The 17065-nt window shown below is 62.1% G+C and carries 19 protein-coding genes; 1 reads left to right on the top strand and 18 read right to left on the bottom strand.

Going from position 1 to position 17065, the window contains the following annotated elements; genetic code table 11:
- Positions 1-29: 29 nt before the first annotated feature.
- The 3 genes from ybaK to IM739_RS04360 are packed head-to-tail and all read right to left on the bottom strand — an operon-like array spanning position 30 to position 1920.
- Positions 30-503: a Cys-tRNA(Pro) deacylase gene (ybaK, locus tag IM739_RS04350; protein ID WP_237369994.1), complete on the bottom strand. Its 474-nt coding sequence runs from the start codon at positions 501-503 to the stop codon at positions 30-32.
- A gap of 2 nt (positions 504-505) precedes the next feature.
- Positions 506-856, bottom strand: a complete 351-nt coding sequence (locus tag IM739_RS04355) for an ArsC family reductase (protein WP_237369995.1) — start codon at positions 854-856, stop codon at positions 506-508.
- A gap of 2 nt (positions 857-858) precedes the next feature.
- Positions 859-1920 carry a succinylglutamate desuccinylase/aspartoacylase family protein gene (locus IM739_RS04360; protein WP_237369996.1) on the bottom strand — a complete coding sequence of 354 codons (1062 nt, stop codon included), beginning with the start codon at positions 1918-1920 and terminating at the stop codon, positions 859-861.
- A gap of 242 nt (positions 1921-2162) precedes the next feature.
- Between IM739_RS04360 and IM739_RS04365 the strand changes: the two genes are divergently transcribed.
- Complete coding sequence (locus IM739_RS04365; protein ID WP_237369997.1) at positions 2163-2726, top strand: methylated-DNA--[protein]-cysteine S-methyltransferase; 564 nt, start codon at positions 2163-2165, stop codon at positions 2724-2726.
- A 46-nt stretch (positions 2727-2772) separates the two neighbouring features.
- On the opposite strand, the gene IM739_RS04370 is transcribed toward IM739_RS04365, so the two are convergent.
- From IM739_RS04370 to IM739_RS04440, 15 genes are all read right to left on the bottom strand, one after another.
- Positions 2773-3162, bottom strand: a complete 390-nt coding sequence (locus tag IM739_RS04370) for a type II toxin-antitoxin system VapC family toxin (RefSeq protein WP_237369998.1) — start codon at positions 3160-3162, stop codon at positions 2773-2775.
- Complete coding sequence (locus tag IM739_RS04375) at positions 3149-3424, bottom strand: AbrB/MazE/SpoVT family DNA-binding domain-containing protein (RefSeq protein ID WP_237369999.1); 276 nt, start codon at positions 3422-3424, stop codon at positions 3149-3151. Before IM739_RS04375 ends, IM739_RS04370 begins: the two co-directional genes overlap by 14 nt.
- 166 nt (positions 3425-3590) lie before the next feature.
- A complete protein-coding gene (guaA, locus tag IM739_RS04380) occupies positions 3591-5153 on the bottom strand; it encodes a glutamine-hydrolyzing GMP synthase (protein ID WP_237370000.1) in 1563 nt (520 codons plus the stop codon).
- Between the two features lie 76 nt (positions 5154-5229).
- On the bottom strand, positions 5230-5868 hold the full coding sequence (locus IM739_RS04385) for a 5'-methylthioadenosine/S-adenosylhomocysteine nucleosidase (protein WP_237370001.1): 639 nt from the start codon (positions 5866-5868) through the stop codon (positions 5230-5232).
- Positions 5865-6314 (bottom strand): PaaI family thioesterase, encoded by a 450-nt coding sequence (locus IM739_RS04390; RefSeq protein ID WP_237370002.1) that lies wholly within the window; start codon positions 6312-6314, stop codon positions 5865-5867. The genes IM739_RS04385 and IM739_RS04390 overlap by 4 nt, the downstream gene beginning before the upstream one ends.
- Before the next feature lie 70 nt (positions 6315-6384).
- On the bottom strand, positions 6385-6837 hold the full coding sequence (locus tag IM739_RS04395) for a TspO/MBR family protein (RefSeq protein ID WP_237370003.1): 453 nt from the start codon (positions 6835-6837) through the stop codon (positions 6385-6387).
- A gap of 38 nt (positions 6838-6875) precedes the next feature.
- The gene (locus IM739_RS04400) at positions 6876-7955 is read right to left on the bottom strand and encodes a DUF1513 domain-containing protein (protein ID WP_237370004.1); all 1080 of its coding nucleotides are present in this window, start codon (positions 7953-7955) and stop codon (positions 6876-6878) included.
- A 1-nt stretch (position 7956) separates the two neighbouring features.
- On the bottom strand, positions 7957-9072 hold the full coding sequence (locus IM739_RS04405; protein ID WP_237370005.1) for an imelysin family protein: 1116 nt from the start codon (positions 9070-9072) through the stop codon (positions 7957-7959).
- The gene (locus tag IM739_RS04410) at positions 9072-10622 is read right to left on the bottom strand and encodes a di-heme oxidoreductase family protein (protein ID WP_237370006.1); all 1551 of its coding nucleotides are present in this window, start codon (positions 10620-10622) and stop codon (positions 9072-9074) included. Before IM739_RS04410 ends, IM739_RS04405 begins: the two co-directional genes overlap by 1 nt.
- A gap of 47 nt (positions 10623-10669) precedes the next feature.
- Positions 10670-11950, bottom strand: coding sequence for an imelysin family protein (locus IM739_RS04415; protein WP_237370007.1), 1281 nt, complete (start codon positions 11948-11950; stop codon positions 10670-10672).
- A 118-nt stretch (positions 11951-12068) separates the two neighbouring features.
- Positions 12069-13367 (bottom strand): RsmB/NOP family class I SAM-dependent RNA methyltransferase, encoded by a 1299-nt coding sequence (locus IM739_RS04420; RefSeq protein ID WP_237370008.1) that lies wholly within the window; start codon positions 13365-13367, stop codon positions 12069-12071.
- Positions 13368-13476: 109 nt separating this feature from the next.
- Positions 13477-13839: a septal ring lytic transglycosylase RlpA family protein gene (locus IM739_RS04425; RefSeq protein ID WP_159946070.1), complete on the bottom strand. Its 363-nt coding sequence runs from the start codon at positions 13837-13839 to the stop codon at positions 13477-13479.
- Between the two features lie 369 nt (positions 13840-14208).
- Positions 14209-15102 (bottom strand): SDR family oxidoreductase, encoded by an 894-nt coding sequence (locus IM739_RS04430; protein ID WP_237370009.1) that lies wholly within the window; start codon positions 15100-15102, stop codon positions 14209-14211.
- 3 nt (positions 15103-15105) lie between these two features.
- The gene (gene queG, locus IM739_RS04435; RefSeq protein ID WP_237370010.1) at positions 15106-16260 is read right to left on the bottom strand and encodes a tRNA epoxyqueuosine(34) reductase QueG; all 1155 of its coding nucleotides are present in this window, start codon (positions 16258-16260) and stop codon (positions 15106-15108) included.
- An 11-nt stretch (positions 16261-16271) separates the two neighbouring features.
- Entirely contained in the window at positions 16272-16964 is a 693-nt protein-coding gene (locus tag IM739_RS04440) for a glutathione S-transferase family protein (protein WP_237370975.1), read from the bottom strand.
- Between the last annotated feature and the right edge of the window lie 101 nt (positions 16965-17065).

The following is a 17065-nucleotide window of genomic DNA, read 5'->3' on the forward strand; positions in this document are numbered from 1 at the left end:
TCTGAGGCGCGAAAAGCGCCGGTGGCGGATCAGGCGACGATCGAGGCTGCTATCGCGCCCAGGGTCTTTTGTGCGTCCTTCGGATCGAGCCGCACCTGCAGCCCCCGTTGGCCGCCATTGATGAAAACATGCTCTTCGCCAAGGGCTGCGATCTCCATGGCCGTCGGCACCGTTTTTTTCTGGCCGAACGGGCTGATGCCGCCGACGACGAAGCCGGTGAGCTTTTCTGCCAGCGCGGGCTTCATCATCGCCGCCGACTTGCCGCCGAGCGCGGCAGCCAGCTTCTTCATGCTCACCTCCTTGTCGGAGGGCAGCACGACGCAGACCGGCTTGCCGTCAAGCTCTGCCATCAGCGTCTTCAGCACGCGCGCCGGATCCTCGCCCAGCGATTCCGCCGCCTGCATGCCGATCCGCTCGGCATTGGGATCGTAGTCATAGGTGTGAACGGTAAAGCTGACGCCGGCCTTGGCCAGCGCCTGGGTGGCGCGCGTGGTCTTCGACATTCCTATTTCCCGAGTTCTGCCGCATAGACCTCCGGCTTGAAGCCGATCAGCAGCTTGTCGTCCATTTCCAGAACCGGCCGCTTGATCATCGAAGGCTGTGCCAGCATCAGCGCGATCGCCTTTTCACGGTCAAGATCGGACCTGGCCTCGTCGGGCAGCTTCTTGAACGTCGTTCCCGCACGGTTGAGAACCGTCTCCCAGCCTGCCTTGTCGGTCCATGTCTCGAGGTGGCCCCGATCGATGCCGCCCGTCTTGTAGTCGTGGAAACCGTAGGCGACGCCGTGATCGTCAAGCCATTGGCGGGCCTTCTTCATCGTGTCGCAGTTCTTGATCCCGTATATCGTCGCAGTCATGCTCAATCCTCCAGGGCTCCTGCCTTGCGCAATGCGCGGCTCGGCAGGTCGCAGGCGATTTTCATCAGGTCGGCGCGGCGTCGCACCAACCGGTCGGATACGCGCGTGACAATAAGTCCGGCCTGTGGTGCGCGGATATCGATGCTGCCATCGGGCTGGCCGGGGCGGGTGACGATGGTCGCCAGAAGATCGCCTTCGACAACCGGATCGCCAATATCGCGGTGGAAGAGGACCGCGCCGGCTTCGGGACTACGGATCATCTCGATATTGTCGAGCGGCACGGCGGGACCGACGAAGGTTGGCAGTGACACGTTTGTATCGACCACCACGCCTCGGGCGGCGAGGAAGGCCCAGATCCCGTCCGCATCCTTGCGCGCCACATCGGGATAGACGTCGCGCAGGCCGCGCAACTCGAGGGTGACGGCAAGTTTGCCGGGCAGGGCGCTGCGTTTTTCACCGGGGATTTCGTGTTTCCAGGCAAAGCCGACGGCTTCCTCGAAGGCCGAGCTTTCACCATCGGACAGGAAGACGGCATCCATTTCGAGTGCCGCAGCCAGATCGCTCGCCTCCGGCCAGAAGGCGTCGTCGATATAGGCATATTGCAGGGACTCGTCATCGCAATGCAGATCGAGCACCAGATCGGCGCCGAGCGCCATATGCAGCAGCTGCCGCTTCAACTGTTCCGTCGCCGGATGCCGTGTCAGGTCGGACACGAGTGAATCACGATCGCGCAGCGAGATCAGCGGGAAGTCGCGGTTGAAATTGGTACGGGTGCCGAGTTCGAAACGGCCCTGCAATTCGCCGAAATGCGATTGTGAAGCGCCGATCGGATTAGCCTGCGGCACAATCACGATCGAGCCTGCGATCCGGCCCTCGGCTTCGGCCTCGCGCAATGTCTGGCAGAGGAAATGCAGCACGGCTGTTCCGGGAAGCTCGTTGGCATGCAGGGCGGCCTGCATGTAGACGCTCGGGGCATCGGCATTGCTGCCCTTGAAGCGCAGCACCGGCAGGCGCCATTCGAGACCCGGCGTATCCCCGGCAATGATGATTTCCGATATTTCCACGCTGTCCACTCCGCAAACTGTGCTGCCACGAGCTTTATGCGAACCCTGCCTGCCCTTGCAAGCCGTTGTCAGGCCGAATGAAGCCGGCCGACGCGCGCAAAACGCCCGAACGGACAAATGGCGCAGGATCTGTCTGGTCGGGGCGCAATTGCATGTCGATTGCGGCTGGCGGAGGCAAGAATTGGGTTGAATTGCGGGACTGGGCGGAGGATCCTGACGTGGACGACAACGGATATGGCCACATGAGCTCGGCACAATACCAGCATTGCATCTTCGAGACGGCCGGTGGCTTCTGCGGCATCGCGTGGAGCGCCGATGGCATCGTTCGCTTCCAGTTGCCAACTTCCGAGGCGGCGGAAACGGAACGGCTTCTGCGGCGGCGCGTGCCGGGATCCGCAGGAGCGCAAGCGTCAGGACCCGTTGTCGAGACGGTCGAGGCGGTGAAACGGTATTTTGCCGGAGAGATGGTCGATTTTTCCAGCGTGGCGCTCGACCTTGACGGCCAGGACGATTTCCGGCGCGACATCTATGCAGCCGCACGGAAAATCGGCTGGGGGCAGACCACGACCTACGGCACGCTCGCCAGGAGCCTGGATCACGGGCCGGAAGTCGCGCGTGATGTCGGCCAGGCGATGGCGAAAAATCCCGTGGCGCTGATCATTCCCTGTCACCGGGTGCTGGCCGCAGGCGGCAAGCTCGGCGGGTTTTCAGCGCCGGGCGGATCGCAGTCGAAAGCCCGGATGCTAGAGCTCGAGGGTGTCAGGTTTGCGCCGGAAGAGCCGGCGCAGCAATCGCTTGGTTTCTAAAGGCGAGAATTGAGAGCCTCTATCCCACCTGATTCGTGCGACCTGTTCAGGCTTCTCGCACGCTGTCGTGGCCAATGGCCTTTGCTGCTTTGACCAGCTTTTGGTCGAAGGTCAGGAACTCATCGCAATGCGCCGACTTGCCAAGATGCAGCGCATCGGCGAAGTCCATCCCGCGCTCCATCAAGTCCAGAGCTGCGGCGACAGTGGCTTCTTCCTCAAGCGTTACATTTAAAAGGCCACCAAAGGCCCGGAGTGCGCCAGCAATTTCGGATCGTGTGTAGCCGTAGGCACCTCGCAATACCCATTCGGCCTCCAGCATGACGGTTACAGGGACGAATACAGTCTCTCGATCGATGACTGCTCGGGCGCGGTCAGCTTGCTCGGGGTGATCATTGGTCAGGTAGCGGATGACGAGATTTGTATCAATCGCGATCATGGCGACGACGGGCCTCGACCAGGATGGCGGCGTCCATGTCTTCCAGTGTTCTTGGCTCTTTGTCACCCGAGAGCATGCCAAACACGTCGCGGGTCTCCGTCGCCAGGAAGGCCGGCGCACGTTTGAGCAATACACCTTCCGGTGTTTCCTCGACAATCAGGCGTGTACCAGCCTCCCAGGCCCGCTTTTGACGCACGGCTTTGGGAAGGATGATCTGTCCTTTGGTTGATACGGTCGTGAGAAGGTTCTCAGCACGTGCCATCTGTCTCGGTCCAAAAATGTAAGACCGCAGTAAGATAGCGCATCTGTGGCCGCAGGCAAGATATCTGCGGTCTTACGAAAAGACCGTACCGCCTATTGCAATAAGGCACAGCATTCCACGAGTGCAGAATCTCAAGCCGCCCGAATGATCGTCGAAACCTCGACGATCATTCCCACTCGATCGTGCCGGGCGGCTTCGAGGTCACGTCGTAGACGACGCGGTTGATGCCGCGGACCTCGTTGATGATGCGGGTGGCCGCACGGCCGAGGAATTCCATGTCGTAGTGGTAGAAGTCGGCGGTCATGCCGTCGACCGAGGTCACGGCGCGCAGCGCGCAGACGAATTCGTAGGTGCGGCCATCGCCCATGACGCCGACGGTCTGCACCGGCAGCAGGACGGCGAAGGCCTGCCAGATCGCATCGTAGAGACCAGCCTTGCGGATCTCGTCGAGATAGATCGCATCGGCTTCGCGCAGGATGTCGAGCTTTTCACGGGTGATGCCGCCCGGGCAGCGGATGGCAAGACCCGGACCCGGGAACGGGTGGCGGCCGATGAACGAATCCGGCAGGCCGAGTTCGCGGCCAAGCACGCGGACCTCATCCTTGAACAGTTCGCGCAAGGGTTCGACGAGCTGCATGTTCATGCGATCGGGAAGGCCACCGACATTGTGATGGCTCTTGATCGTGACCGACGGGCCGCCGGTGAACGAAACGCTCTCGATGACGTCCGGATAGAGTGTGCCCTGGCCGAGGAAATCGGCGCCGCCAAGCTTCTTGGCCTCGTCCTCGAAGGTCTCGATGAACAGGCGGCCGATGATCTTGCGCTTGGTCTCCGGGTCGCTGACACCTTCCAGTTCGCCGACGAAGCGGTCGACCGCGTCGACATGGATCAGGTGCAGGTTGTAGTGTTCCTTGAACATGGCAACGACGTCGGCTGCCTCGTTCTTGCGCATCAGGCCGTGGTCGACCAGGATGCAGGTGAGCTGGTCACCGACGGCTTCATGGATCAGAAGCGCTGCGACCGAGGAATCCACGCCGCCCGACAGCGCGCAGATGACGCGCTTGTTGCCGACCTGGTCGCGGATCGCCTGCACAGCCTTGGCGCGGTAGGCATGCATCGTCCAGTCGCCCTTCAGGCCGGCGACATTATGCACGAAGTTCTGGATCAGCTTGGCGCCATCCGGCGTGTGCACGACTTCCGGGTGGAACTGGACCGCGTAGTATTTCTTCGCCTCGTTGGCGATGAAGGCAAACGGCGCATTCGGCGAGGTGGCGACGACTTCGAAGCCCGGCGGGATCGCGGTGACGCGATCGCCATGCGACATCCACACCTGATGGCGCGAGCCGACCGACCAGAGACCTTCGAACAGGCCGCAGTCCTTTTCGATTTCCAGGAACGCGCGACCGAATTCGCGGTGGTGGCCCCCTTCGACCTTGCCGCCGAGTTGGGCGCAGATCGTCTGCTGGCCATAGCAGATGCCGAACACCGGGACACCGCTGTCGAAGATCGCGTTCGGGGCGCGGGGACTGCCCTCGTCGAGGGTGGAGGCGGGGCTTCCCGACAGGATGACCGCTTTCGGCTTCAGCCGATTGAAGCCTTCTTCCGAATTCTGGAAGGGAACGATTTCGCAATAAACGCCGGACTCGCGAACGCGTCGCGCTATCAGCTGCGTCACCTGGCTGCCGAAATCGATGATGAGAACGCTGTCGGGATGTGCTGTCTGGGTCATGCCGAGCCTTTAAAGAAAAGCGGCCCGTCTTTCAACTGCAGAATGCCGGCTGTGCCTGAATTTTTGGGCAGGGTTATCAGAACCAGAAGACGCCGTCTTCCAGCGCCGATTGCAGCCCGTCGACGGCCAGCGCCAGCTTCTTGTCGATCAGATGCAGATACTGGGTCCAGTCGTCGATATGGTTGACGTCGTGGAGACCGTCTGAAATGCCGCGCAGCCCGATCAGCGGCAGGCTGAAGGCCTGGCAGGCGCGCATGACGGCAAAGCTCTCCATGTCGACCATATCGGCCTGAATGGTCTGATAGGCCGCGCCCGAGACGACATTGGCACCGGTCGACAGGCTGGCGGCCGGAATGCCCGGAATGCGCAGCGGCAGATCGACGGAGACCGGCAGGTCGAGAAAGGGTGTCTTGCCCTTCTCGAAGCCGAAGGCCGAGGCATCCATGTCGCGGTAGGAAACCGCCGAGACCTGATAGACTTCCGCCTGCTTGAGCCTTGCCGAGCCCGCGGAACCGAGTGACACGACGAGATCGGGCAGGTCGCCCTGATGTTCGAGCCGGGTCAGTTCCCGTGTCAGCACCACGGCAGCCTCGACCGGTCCGACGCCGGTCATCAGTGGTGCAATGCGAGTGCGCAGAAATACGCCGTATTCGGCATCCGCTGCCATGACGAAAAGCACGGCCTTGCCCGAAATGGAACGGAGCTCGTATCTCATCCGGAAATACCCTCGCGCCCGCGGATCACCATCATCGTGCTGGTCATCGAAGCAATCAGCTTGGCCGGCCCGTCGGTCAGCGCATAGCCGCGACCATCGGCGACGATGATGTTGGAGCCGGGCTTGGTGATTTCGCCGCGAAAGAGAAACCGATCGCCGCGACCGGGCGACATCAGGTTGACCTTGAACTCGATGGTCAAGAGCGAGGCATCCGGCTCGATCACCGTATAAGCGGCGTAGCTGCAAGCCGTATCGAGGGCGGCGGAAATCACGCCAGCATGCAGGAAGCCATGCTGTTGGGTCAGTTTCTGGTCGAAGGGAAGTTCGATTTCCACCACGCCCTGGCTGATCCGGGTCAGCTCGGCGCCGAGTGTTTCCATGGCGCCTTGCCGGGCAAAACTCTCCCGGATTCGCGTGTCCACTGTGTCGCTGTCGATGTCTGTCATGCCGTCTGCCTCTTCGAAGCGGCGAAATTGGCATGCTCGGTTGAGACAGGCAAGCGCTGCGGCGGGAAATTCAGTTCAGCAGGAATATGCTGGCATTGAGAAGCGTCGCAAAGCCGACCCAGGCAAGATAGGGGATGAAAAGCAGCATCGACGGCCGGTCGATCGGCGCGGCCTTGCGCATGAAGACGACGATGGTCGCCAGCAGCATCAGGATGACCACCAGCGCCAGGCCAGGGTTCTCCAGACCGAAGAAGGAGGGTGACCACAGCATGTTCAGTGCGATCTGGGCAAACCACAGCTGCATGGCGCCAGATCTTGGAGCTTTCAGCCAGATCCGTGCGCCGGCAATGGCGATCAGCACGTAGAGCAGGGTCCAGACCGGGCCGAAGATCCACGACGGCGGGTTGAAGAACGGCTTTTGGAGTGTCTGATACCACTCGCCCGGCATGTTGGTGAGGCCGGACAGAAGCCCGGCGCCGACGACGAGAAAAATGAAAAGGCCATAGGTCAGGATGGTGCGCATGATCTGAACTTAGGACAGTGGCGATGGAACTCAAGCCTTCACAGGCGGGTAATGTGCTGATCGAAGGCAACCGCGGTGTGTGTACCGAGAAAGTCGCCGCGATAAGAGGAGACTGCAAAGCTTTTGGGAGACGCGGCAATGCCGGCGGCGTCAGCGAGGATGGTCTCGGACAACAGGCGTCCGTCGCGTCCGTCGAGCACGGCCCAAAGGCCGTTTTTCGGCGATGCGATGCCGACAAGACCTTCGCGTCGGTTGACCGCAATGGCGCCGATATAGTTGCCCAGACGGTCGGTCGTGCTGTCCGGCAGCTGAACGAGCGACAGCGTCTCGCCCTTGTTGAAATGGCCAAGCAGTGGAGGCCGGTCGGTACGCGGTCCCTCATACTGGCAGGCAAACCAGATCCTGCCGTCGGCCGCGATATCCAGGTGCCGGGTCGACAGCCGGGAGAGTTCAGGCGGCAGGCTGTGCTTTTCTATCAGCGCGCCGGTCTTCGCATCCGCCAGCACCAGCGAAGGCTCCATGTGGTCGAGATTGAGCTTGGTGCGGCCGAAATCCGGATGGGTCTCGATACCGCCATTGGCGATCACCAGCATTGCGCCGTCGGCCGTGACCGTCATGTCATGGGTGCCGATGCCATGCGCCGGGATCTCGCCGATGCGGGCAAAGTCTGCCCGCGTATCGTAGATCCCGATCATGCCCCGGTTTGCGGCAAAGTCGTTTTCGCTGGCATAGAACAGCCGGCCGTCCGGGGAAAAGGCACCATGGCCAAAATAGTGCCGCTCGTCCGGCGCGTGGATGATCCGCGGTTCGATCCGACTTTGGCTGTCGAAGACCACGGCAAAAGTGCCCGGACGGCGGGCGAAGGCGACGGAGAGACCTGTCGTCTTGCTGTGGCAAAGCCCGTGCACGCGGCCGGGCAGGGCAATTTCGTCGATCAGTTCGCCGGTTTCGCTCACGAGGCCGATGGCAAAGCGGCCATCAGCGCGCCTCAGGCCTGACGCGTAGACCGCATCCGCCCGCGACAGTGCAAAGGCTGAGCGCGGCGCAAGGCCGGCCAAGAAGGCAAGGCCCGCTGCCCGGATGAAGGATCGCCGGTCGATCAGGCCGCTGCCGATCATCTCAGTCTCCGTCGGAAAACGAGAAGCCCGCGGCCAGGCCAATGCCGCCGCCGAGGTCATTGTTGAGGCGCAGGATCAGGTCGCGGCTGTTGAGCAGCAGGAAGTCGAGCTTGGCGGTTTCGGCCGGATCGGCAAGCGCCTCTTCGACATTCGGCCTGATGTCATTCACCACCCGCAGCAGCGCGCGGGCGACAAAATCGATCGAACTGACGGTGGAACGGCTGTCGTCATCAAGCAGTTCGACCATGCCGGACGCCTTCATCAGGTCACGCACACCTTCGAGATTGCCGGCGATCGACCGGAATGTATTGCCCGAGCGCCAATAGATCGCCTGGCGCGGCAGGGCTTTTTTTGCGTCACCCTTGTAGAAGCTCTCCAGGCGCTGGTCGCGGATCGTCTCTGCCGCATGTACCAGGATCCCGAGAAGGGCGTTGGCGGCTTCCTTTTCGTCGCGAAACAGCGGGTTGTCGAGCCCCGGCTTTTCCCAGGCGGCCTGAACGCCGTCGGGCGCATCCCACGCCGCCGAGAGTTCACCGCCGAGCCGCTCGAGATTGGCGGCAATCGCTGCACCATAGCGGCAGCGATAGGCGCCCTGATCGCCTCCCTGATTGTCAGCGAGCACTTCATGTCCGGTGCCGAACAGCACGAATTCCAGCGCACCGATGCCCTGCATGGCGACGCTTTTGTCTTTCAGCGTCGCCATCTGCGTGACGCTGTCGTCCGGTTTGGCGAGCGCTGCCTGAACCTGTTTCAGGCCGGTGCTTTTCCGGTCGGGGAAAAACAGCACGCGCTCGAAGCGGTTGTCCTCGATGACAGGGCCGACGCGAACGATCTCGATCCGCGACCAGGCATCGATCGTGTCGTTAAAAGCGTCCCGGGCGGCATCGACAGAGGTGGCCGATGGCGTGGCGCACAGTGCCTCCATGTTGGTCTTCAGCGAACCTGCCGTCTCATGGAACCGGTGATAGCCGGGGCGAATGAAATCATCGACGGCCCGGGTCATCACGCCCGGAACCAGTGCGGTATTCAGCACGGCAGGCCCGGCATTGCTTTCCTGTGCTATCGCACCGGAGGACATCGACAAGGCAAGAACCAGGCTCGTCAGGGCAAAACGCATCAGAGAGACTCCAGGAATGTGATCAGCGCCTTCCGGTCGTCGGGCGCCTGGGCTGCAAAGGCATCGCGGGCTTTCTGTGCTTCGCCGCCATGCCAGAGGATGGCCTCGGTCAGGTTTCGCGCCCGCCCGTCATGCAGGAAGAAAGTATGCCCGCTGACGGTCTGGGTCAGACCGATACCCCAGAGCGGCGGCGTGCGCCACTCCTGTCCGCCGGCATCGCCAACCGGCTGGCCATCGGCAAGGCCGTCGCCCATGTCATGCAGCAGGAAATCGGAATAGGGCCAGATCAGCTGGAAAGCCTGGGCCTTGTTGCCGGCATCGCGGCGCGTCACGTATTTCGGCATGTGGCAGGCAATGCAGCCGCTTTGATAAAACAGTTGCTTGCCGCGCAGCACGTCCGGGCTTGAGACGTCGCGCCGGATCGGTGGGGCCAGGTTTTCAGCGTAGAAGGTGACGAGCGCAAGCACCGGATCCGGCGCTTCCGTGTCGCCCAGCCGCGGCTGCACCCCGGTTGGCAGAGACGTGCAGGCGGTTTGCAGCTCAGTGCAATCGCCCCAATGCCTCTCCGTGTCCGGGGTGGAAATGCCGATATCGCCGGCAAAGGCACTGGCGCTCTGGTCACGCACCGAACCGTTCTGCGCTTTCCAGCCGAAGCGGCCGAGCACGATTTCGCCCGTGCGATGGTCGCGCGCCCGTGCCGCTCGCCCGGATATGCTGTCGGCGTCCCTGTCATCAGGATCGGCGCGGGAGCGGATATCTTCGGGTGCGATGGCCTCGATCAGGCCGAGGCCGGTCATCGGGTTGGCAATGCGTGGCGACAGCGTGGTTTGCGGGTCGAGCGGACCATAGGCGAGATCGGACACGGAATAGTGCGGCCTGCGCAGCGAGACGGTCTCGCCGCCGGCAAGCGTCACTGTCTGCTCTTCGTAGGAGATGACCATGCGGCCTTCTGCGGCAAGGCCGGGCACGGCCTGATCCTGCAACTGGGCGCCGTAGACCGGGTCCGGAAAATTGACTGCCTCAAGCGTGTCAGACTTCGCCCGCTCCTCGGCCGTGCGCGCCGGACGCGCAAGCCGCAGGAACATCGATGTGGCATCCCTGTCGGCCTCGGGCGGATGACCCCGCCCGTCTTTCAGGTGGCAACTCTGGCAGGCGCGCGCGTTGAACAGCGGGCCAAGGCCGTCAGAAGCCTGCGTGGACGAGGGCGAGGAGACCCAGAGTTTGCGGAAGAGGGCGTTGCCGAGCTTGAAATCCTGCTCTTCGGCAAAGGTGATGTTTTCGGAAAACTGCGAAAAGGCATCGGCATTGGGCGTATGGCGCGACGTTCCGGCACCGCCCGCCATGGCTTCGAAGGCTTCAGCCTCATCGAACGCTGTTGTCGGCGCTGTCACCTTCGCGACCCGCGCGCGATCCTTGTCCGTGAGATCGGGGCGGCTTGGCCGGTCGTCGGCCCTGGAGGAGGAGAGGGCCAGGCCAACGGCCAAAACCAGGAACGCCAAACCTGTGCAGGCGGACGGATGCGCCCGCAGGGGCCGAAGAAACATGCTCATGTGAAGATCGGGCCACCCGATGGTTATCGGGCGGCCCGCCTTTGTGCTTATTGGAAGACAGCGTTAGGATTATCCAGGCTGTCGGAACCTTCAAGCTCGATCGCACCCAGATCCAGCGACGCAATGACGCGCTGGATGGTCTGGGTCTGGTCGATCAGGCCGTCGATGGCGGCCTGAACGGTGGCATTGCCCTCGGCATTGCCTTCGCCGATCATCTGGTCATAGGCCTCGACGGTTTCGGCCCGCTTGGCCATGGCATTCATCGCGGCCAGGGTCTTGTCGAGCTTGCCCTTCATCTCGGCGTCCAGCGCTGCATCCTTGGCAACCACCAGTTCCGACAGCGACGGGCCGGTCAGCTTGGTGCCGTCGACACGGGTATATTCGCCGGTATAGGCCGAAGCGATGCCGATCGCGTCGTTCAGATGTGAGGCATGCGTGTTGTCGGAGAAGCAATCGTGCTCTTCTTCCGGATCATGCAGCAGAACGCCGAGCTTCATGCGCTCGCCGGCCAGTTCGCCGTAGGAGAGCGAGCCCATGCCGGTGAGGATGGTCGAAAGGCCGGCCTTTTCGTCGGCCAGCACCGCCTTTGTGGCTTCGCCGTCCGGCGCCCAGGCGGTGACCATGTCCTGCAGATCCCTGACCAGCAGGGTGGAGGCGGACTTCAGATAGGCCGCGCGGCGATCGCAATTGCCGTTGGTGCAGGCCTTGGTGTCGAAATCGGTATAGGAACGGTTGCCGGCGCCCGGGCCGGTGCCGTTCAGGTCCTGGCCCCAAAGCAGGAACTCGATGGCGTGGTAGCCGCTGGCCACATTGGCCTCGACTTCGCCGGCTTCATGCAGGGTGTCGGCGATCAGTTCCGGGGTAATGGTGCTGGCATCGACATCGGCGCCGTTGATCTTGATCTTCGGGTTGGCGATGACATTGGCGACGTAAAGTGCGTTGCCATCGCTTTCGGTACCGTAGCGGGCATCGACATAGTCGATCAGGCCTTCATCGAGCGGCCAGGCGTTGACCTTGCCTTCCCAGTCGTCAACGATCGCGTTGCCGAAGCGATACACTTCCGTCTGCTGATACGGCACGCGGGCCTTGATCCAGGCGGCACGCGCAGCCTTGAGCGTCTCGTCGCTCGGGCCTGCGATCAGCGCGTCGATGGCAGCGTCCAGGGCCTTGGCCGTGGTAAGCGCATCCTCGAATTTCGCATGGGCAAGCACGCTATAGTGCTTGAGCACATCTGCCGACGACGGCGCGGCGAATGCCGGGCCGGTAAAAACTGCGGCGGAAGCGACCAGAAGCGCGACAGACGCGCCGATGATGGATTTCCGGATCATGGGGTTCTCCTTCGACGCCGACGCGCCCTCTCGATAAAACGGACGCCATGTCTTGGCCGAAAACCAAACTGGTGTCAAACAGTCGACTATAAGAATGAACGACTGGACTTGACGCCTGTCAATCGGTGCCGGTTTTGCGGCGCATCCGGCAGAAGAAGAAGCCGTCGGTATCCATGCTGGCGGGGCTCAGCGTGATGGTGCGGCCATCGATCGATCGGGGCATCGGAACCTTGTCGCCGAAGAGGCGCTTCCAGTCCTCCAGCACCGAAACGATCTCGAATTTTGGATTGGCTTCGCAGAATGCGCTGACCTGCGCATCGTTTTCGGCAGGCAGCACGGAACAGGTAATGTAGAACAGCGATCCGCCCGGCCTCACATAGGCAGAGGCTTCGGTCAGGGCCTCTTGCTGCTGGATCACGCGCTCTTCGAGATTGCGCTGTGTCAGGCGCCATTTGGTGTCCGGGCGTCGGCGCCAGGTGCCGGTGCCGGTGCAGGGCGCATCGACCAGCACACGGTCGAACTTTTCCTTGAGGTTGGCGAGGCTCTTGAGCGAATCGTGAACCTGAACATTGTGTGTGCCGGCGCGCTTCAGCCGCTCGATGATCGGCGCCAGGCGCTTGCGGTCGGCATCATAGGCATGCACCTGCCCCTTGTTGTTCATCGCCGCTGCCACGGCGAGCGTCTTGCCGCCTCCGCCGGCGCAGAAATCGAGAACCTGATCGGCCTCGCGCGCGTCGACCATGTCGGCGACGATCTGCGATCCTTCGTCCTGGACTTCGAACCAGCCCTTCTGGAAGCTCAGTTCGGCCGTGACATTGGGAAGGCGCGACGGGCCTTCGCCCGCGGGTACCCGCATGCCGAAGCGCGCGATCGGAGAGGCCACGGCACCGGCCCGATCGAGCGCCTTCAGGACCTTCTCGCGATGGGCTTTCAAGGTGTTGACGCGCAGGTCGAGTGTCGGGCGGGTGGCAAGTGCCTTGGCCTCGGTGAGCCAGGCTTCACCGAAGGCGGCCTCAAAGGCGGGTTCGACCCAGTCGGGAATATCGCCCTGGACATGCAACGGCGCGTCTGAAAGCGTGCGGTTTGCAAAGGCGAGCGCCTGGGCTTCGCTGAGTGGCGCAGGGGCAAAATTGTCGCCGTCGAACTCTGACGCCAATTGCTCGGCCGTATAGCCCCACTGGCGCAGCAGCACGGCCCAGCCGAGCGCATGCGCGCTCTCGTCGTCCATCAGCCAGGCGTGCGAGAGTTTCATGCGCAGGGCATCGTAGACGATGTTGCCGATCGCGGCCCGGTCACCGGAGCCGGCAAAACGATGCGACAGGCCCCAATCCTTGAGGGCATCGGCAACAGGACGGCGACGGGTTTCGATATCGCTCAAAACTTCGATCGCACCGGCAAGACGGCCGCCCAAGCGCATATTCATTCTCCTCTAAAAGAAGAGAGCGTGGTAACGGCGAACCGGATGAAGAGCAAGCGCTTTGGCTGGAGATCCGGCATTTCGCCGTCACGGGTCTTGAAAGCGTGGATCAGCGGATGATTTCGTAGCAAACCTTGGCATGGCCGGAACGGATCATGCCGATGTTCTGGGCTGCGGCCTTCGACAGGTCGAGCACGCGGCCACGGATGAACGGGCCACGGTCGTTGACGCGGACCACGACGCTCTTGCCATTGTTGCGATTGGTCACCTTGATCTTGGTGCCAAAACGCAGGCTCTTGTGAGCGGCGGTCATTTGCGACGGGTTCATACGTTCACCGGAAGCTGTCTTGGAGTGCAGGGCGTACCAGGACGCGCCGCCACAGGAAGAAGCGGCCTCTGCACTGATCGGCGCGAAAGCACAGAGTGCAGCTATAGTTGCAGCGGTGAAAATAGAGCGTCGGTTATTCGTCAAGTTTGATTTCCCTAGTCATTGACACGAGCTGTTTTTTGCGTGGAAACGGCTAAGCGGGGTGAAAAGTGGCAAAAACGTGCCCTCATGCGATCACGTAATGTTACAACAGGTAACATACGTGATTGATTCGCAGAAAATATTCACCTTAATGAAGTCTAAATGGGAAGAAAAAACCCATTGAATCCAGTCGGAACGAAGGAATCTCATTCCTCGAGTCGCCCGGAGATGCGCGATCACGAAAAAAATGAAGAAAAATCAATCCGGATCGCCACATTCATCGCCCTAATTGTGGCTAGCTCGTGGCCGAGGCCCAATCTGTGGGGCCGGCAGGGGGTGGTGCAGATGCAACCTGACCCCGTAAAACGATCGTCAGGCTGGTTTGTTCCAGTGACCGGACGACAGTAGATCCTGCAGGGACTGATAGTAATTTGGGTAGTTGAAATCAAAGCCGAGCGACTTGATCTTGGCGTTGGAGACGCGCTTGTTTTCACCATAGAAGGAGCGCGCCATCGGGGTGAGATCCGCGGTCTCGAACGGCTGCTCGGCCGGTGCATCGATGCCCATCAGTCGGGCGGCCTCGCTGACCACATCTTGCGGCGGGCTCGGCATGTCGTCGGTGACATTGAAGATGCCGGCTGTCCGGGGACCTGCCAGAAACGCTGTGGCGGACGCGATGTCCTCGACACGGATGCGGTTGAACACCTGGTCCTTCTTCACCAGTCGCCGCGCGGTTCCCTGCGCAAGGTTGATGAGGGTGTTGCGGCCGGGGCCATAGATGCCCGACAGCCGGAGGATTGCAAGCGGCAGGTCTTCGCGCCGGGCAAGAGCCGTCCAGGCCGCTTCGGCCTCGACACGCTCGACCGAGCGGATGGAAACCGGCTTGAGTGGCGTCTCTTCATCGACCCAGGCGCCGTCATGGTCTCCGTAGACGCCGACGGTGGAAAGGTAGCAGATCCACTCCAGTCTGGGCAGGGCGGACCGCAGGCCCCGCTCGCCAAAAAGCCGGATCAGCGGGTCGCCATCGCGGCCCGGCGCAATCGACTGAACCAGATGCGTGACGCTGGTCAGTGCGTCCGCGAGATCCTCGCTCAGTACCTGTCCGTCATAGATGTAAGGTTGAAGTCCGGCTTCACGCAGCGCCTCGGTCTTGTCGGGGCTGCGGCTCGTGCCGCCGACCCAGATGTCCTGTCTGGCGCCTTGGCTTGTCATCTTCCTGCCGATCGCCTTGCCCGAATATCCGGCCCCGAAAATCATCATGCGCATGTATCAGGTCTCCATCATCCATTCAGCCCGCACGGTGCCATTGGCTTCCTTGGCCAGATGCGCATCGCGGAGCGTGGCAAAGCGCTCGGCTGAAGCAAGCCGCGTCAACGCCCAGACGGCCATGCCGCGCACATCTGCCGAGGCATCGTCCAGCAGGCTTTCGCACACCGGAACAAGCAATGCCAAGCCGGAATTGCCCGCCGCGATCAGCACATTGCGCACGAACCGGTCTCGCCCGATGCGTTTCACCGGTGAGCCGCTGAAATAGGTGCGAAACCGGCTGTCGTCCAGCGTCAGGAAGAAGGCGATATCCGGGGCCTTCAGATCGTCGCGGGCCTTCAGCTTCATCTCGCGCGCTTCCGCGGCGAACTTGTTCCACGGGCAGGCCGCCAGGCAGTCGTCGCAGCCATAGATCCGGTTGCCGAAGGCTGGCCGGAGTGCCGCGTCGATGACGCCCTTGTGCTCGATCGTCAGGTAGGAGATGCAGCGCCGTGCGTCGATCTGGTAGGGTGCGGGAAAGGCGTCGGTCGGGCAGGCGTCGAGGCAGGCCCGGCAGGAACCGCAATGGTCGCGTTCGCCATCGTCGATTTCAAGCTCGGCCGTGGTGAACAGGCTGCCGAGAAACAGCCAGGAGCCGAATTCGCGGCTGACCAGATTGGTGTGTTTGCCCTGCCAGCCGAGGCCAGCAGCCGCGGCCAGTGGTTTTTCCATCACGGGAGCCGTGTCGACGAAGACCTTGACATCGGCGCCGGCTCTGGCGGCAAAGCGGGTGGCGATCTCCTTCAGCCGGCCCTTGATCACATCATGATAGTCGCGATTGCGGGCATAGACTGAAATGGCTGCCTTGTCCGGTTGCGCCTGTAGCGCGCGCGGATCTTCGTCCGGACCGTAGTTCATCCCGAACATGACGATCGAGCGCACATCCGACCAGAGCACCTTCGGGTCGCCACGGCGCTCTAACGTCTCTTCCATCCAGGCCATCGTGCCATGGCGTCCGGCATCAACGAATTGCTGTAGTCGCTCCGGCGCCTGGGGAATGGCATCCGGCAGCGTGATCCGACAGAGGTCGAAGCCTTGCGCCTCAGCTTCCCTGCGCAGGAAGCCGGTGAGATCGTTCCGCCGCTTCGTCGCCTTCGGATCGGTCTGCGGCGTTTCCATGGCCGGGTCCGTCAGAAATCGAGATCGGCGTAGTGCGATACGGGGGTCAGGCCGCGGACACGCTCAGTCAGCAACGGGCGGAAAGAGGGGCGCGACTTCAGTCGCTGGTACCATTCCTTTGCCACAGGGAACTCCGCCCAGTCGATCTCGCCGAGATAGTCGAGCACCGAAACGGCGGAGGCCGCTGCCAGGTCGGCATAGCTTAGCCGTTCTCCTGCCAGCCATTGCCGCGATCCGGCAAGCCAGCTGAGATATTTCATGTGCTGACGAATATTGCTGCGCGCGGTGCGCAGGATCTTGGAATCCGGCGCCCCGCCGCCAAGCCCGTTGGGGATGATCAGCTTGTGCACCCGTTCGCGCACCAGCGGCTTGGTCACGTCCTGCTCCATCTTCTGCAGGAACCATTCGGTCAACCGACGGATTTCCGCGCGCTGGAACGGATCCTCGGCCAGCAACCGCCGGTCGCGCTTCAGGACACCATGGGTCTCGTCAAGGAATTCGGAGATCACCACAGGTCCACACAGCGCGCGCATGTTGTCGTCAACATAGACCGGCAGGGTGCCGGACGGATTGTAGGCCAGGAACTCGCGGCGCTTTTCCCATGTCTGTTCTTCGACAAGATCGACCTGGAAGCCGTATTCGGAGAGCACCAGACGGATAAACCGCGACGATGTGGACATGGAATGGTGGTAGAGGGTCGGCATTGTCACTCGAATTCTTGGGATTTCGCCTGCCGGTACGCCCGTGCGAGAGGCGACTGGTCATGACCTCGGCTTCCAAGCTATAGGAGCTTGGTTATCGCAAT

The organism is Rhizobium sp. SL42 (assembly GCF_021729845.1).
In the GTDB taxonomy this organism is placed as follows: Bacteria; Pseudomonadota; Alphaproteobacteria; order Rhizobiales; family Rhizobiaceae; genus Allorhizobium.